Source organism: Mesorhizobium sp. M7A.F.Ca.US.005.03.2.1 (genome assembly GCF_003997795.1).
Classification (GTDB): Bacteria; Pseudomonadota; Alphaproteobacteria; order Rhizobiales; family Rhizobiaceae; genus Mesorhizobium; species Mesorhizobium ciceri.
Genome location: NZ_RZRP01000983.1, coordinates 1 through 2,172 on the forward strand (window position 1 = coordinate 1; position 2,172 = coordinate 2,172).

A 2,172-nucleotide genomic window follows, 5' to 3' on the forward strand; every position below is an offset into this window, starting at 1 on the left:
CAGTTGCACCGTGCCGGCGGCCGGGCTCGCCATGGATGCCGACGCCGAACTCCATCTCGCCGTCGCCGATATCGAAAGTCGGCTTGCCCGCCGCCGGCACGGTGCAACTGGTCAGCGCCACGCCCATCGAGCGGGTAGCAGCGTTGACGCGGTCGCCAAGCGCCTTCAGCGACGCCAGAGCCAGGCCGTGTTCGGCCGCCGCGCCGACGATCTTTTCCACCACCAGCGTGCCGGCGACGCCACGCCGGCCCGTCGTATAGGAAGAATTCTCGACCGCGACATCGTCATTGGTCACGATCTGCTGGACGCCTTCCGACATTTCGGCCGCCATCTCGAAATTCATGACGTCGCCCTCATAGTTCTTGACGATGAACAGGCAGCCGGCGCCGGTGTCGACGGCCTCTGCCGCCGCCAGCATCTGGTCCGGTGTCGGCGAGGTGAATACCTGGCCGGGGCAGGCGGCGTCCAGCATGCCGTGACCGACAAAGCCGCCATGCAGCGGCTCGTGACCGGAACCGCCGCCGGAGATCAGCGCCACCTTGCCCGGCCGCAAGGTCTTTCGGCGGATGAATTTGTGCGCGTCGCCGAGCACGAGGATGTCGGCATGGGCGGCGACGAAGCCGTCGAGGCTTTCGGTCAGCACCGTGTCCACCGAATTGATAAACTTCTTCACGGCCGTCTCCTCCCGAAATAGGCCTTCCAAAGCAATTCCAGGAAAAGTGTATCGCGGTTTTCCGTCCGGAATTGCGTAAAACAAGAGTTCGATCAGCCACTCTTGCCGGTGATGCTGGTGATCTTTTGGATAAAATCGTTCACCGCCTTATCGAGCGCGGCGTTCTGCTTGTCGTCGCCGAAATCCGGCACGATCAGCGAGACATGCCGCGTCTTGCGCATGCCTGATGCGATCGACATCTTGCCTGGATGCGCCTGGTGATAGGCGGCGAGAAACTGGTCGCGCTCGGCCGGGCTGAAATGGCAGACGGAAAATATAGCCGGCAAATGTTTTGACGGAATCGGGATCGAATAGGCAGGACTGGAAATCTGCGTGACGAAGCTGCGGTGCTTGCCGAGCGCATCGGCCAGGCGCTGGCGCATACCGGACGGGCGCTGGTCGATGACCTGCGACAGGATCGTCTTGTAGGCGCGGATCGCCTCTTCGGAACCGGGTTCGGGTGTCCTGTCGACCATGCCGGCCGCGCCTAGACAGAAACGTCCGCGACGGCCGCCTTGGCCATGGCGAGTTGCGCCGGCGCGACGGAAAGATCGCGCAGGCCGGCCTCGATCAGTGACGGGATCGAGGCTGGATCGCCGGCTGCATCGCCGCACAGGCTGACCGGGATCTCTTCCCGCTGGCCAAACGCCGTCACGGCAGCGATCAGCCGCAGCACGGCCGGATGACGGACCGAATTGAGATGCGCCACGGCAGCGTTGTCGCGGGCGGCCGCCATGACATACTGGGTGAGATCATTGGAGCCGATCGAGAAGAAGGCGGCATCGGTAAAGGCTTCCGGTACGATCGCCACCGAAGGCACTTCGACCATGATGCCGAGCGGCGGCATGTTGTGTGCGACGCCGCGTGCGGCAAGTGCAGTCTGCTCTTCGGCGAACATCGCCGCTGCCTGTCGGTATTCCTCCACAATGGCGATCATAGGGAACATCACTTTCAGGCTGCCATGGACAGCGGCGCGCAGCAGCGCCCGGATCTGTACACGAAACACCTCGGGTCTTGCCAGCGACAGCCTGATCCCGCGCAGGCCGAGAAACGGATTGCTCTCCTCGACCGTAAAGCCGGGCACCGGCTTGTCGCCGCCGGCGTCAACGGTGCGGATCGTCACCGGTTTTTCACCGGCCCACTCCAGCACCTTGCGATAGGCGCGATACTGCGTCTCCTCATCCGGCAGCGTCTTGCCGAACAGGAATTCGGTGCGCATCAACCCGACTCCGTCGCAGGTCGTAATGTCGATGAGGTCGACATCGGACGGGTCGGCGATGTTGACCTGCACGCGCACCGCCGTGCCGGCCTTGGTCACCGCCGGTCGCGCCAGGAACGTCCCGGCCCGGTCGCTGCGCGCCCGGAATGATGAGGACGATTGGCGAAAAGCAGCGATTTCAGTCTTGGAGGGTGACAGCACAATGCCGCCATGTTCGGCGTCGAGCAGCGCTGTGCCGGTT

The 2,172-nt window shown here is 63.7% G+C and carries 3 protein-coding genes; all 3 read right to left on the reverse strand.

The window, feature by feature from the left end; genetic code table 11:
• A partial coding sequence (locus tag EN991_RS33535) for a dihydroxyacetone kinase subunit DhaK (RefSeq protein WP_127370341.1) occupies positions 1–673 on the reverse strand: 673 nt, incomplete at its 3' end.
• A gap of 92 nt (positions 674–765) precedes the next feature.
• On the reverse strand, positions 766–1,188 hold the full coding sequence (locus EN991_RS33540) for a hypothetical protein (RefSeq protein ID WP_013528088.1): 423 nt from the start codon (positions 1,186–1,188) through the stop codon (positions 766–768).
• 11 nt (positions 1,189–1,199) lie between these two features.
• The coding region (locus EN991_RS33545) for a putative PEP-binding protein (RefSeq protein ID WP_164769569.1) at positions 1,200–2,172 on the reverse strand (973 nt) is incomplete at its 5' end.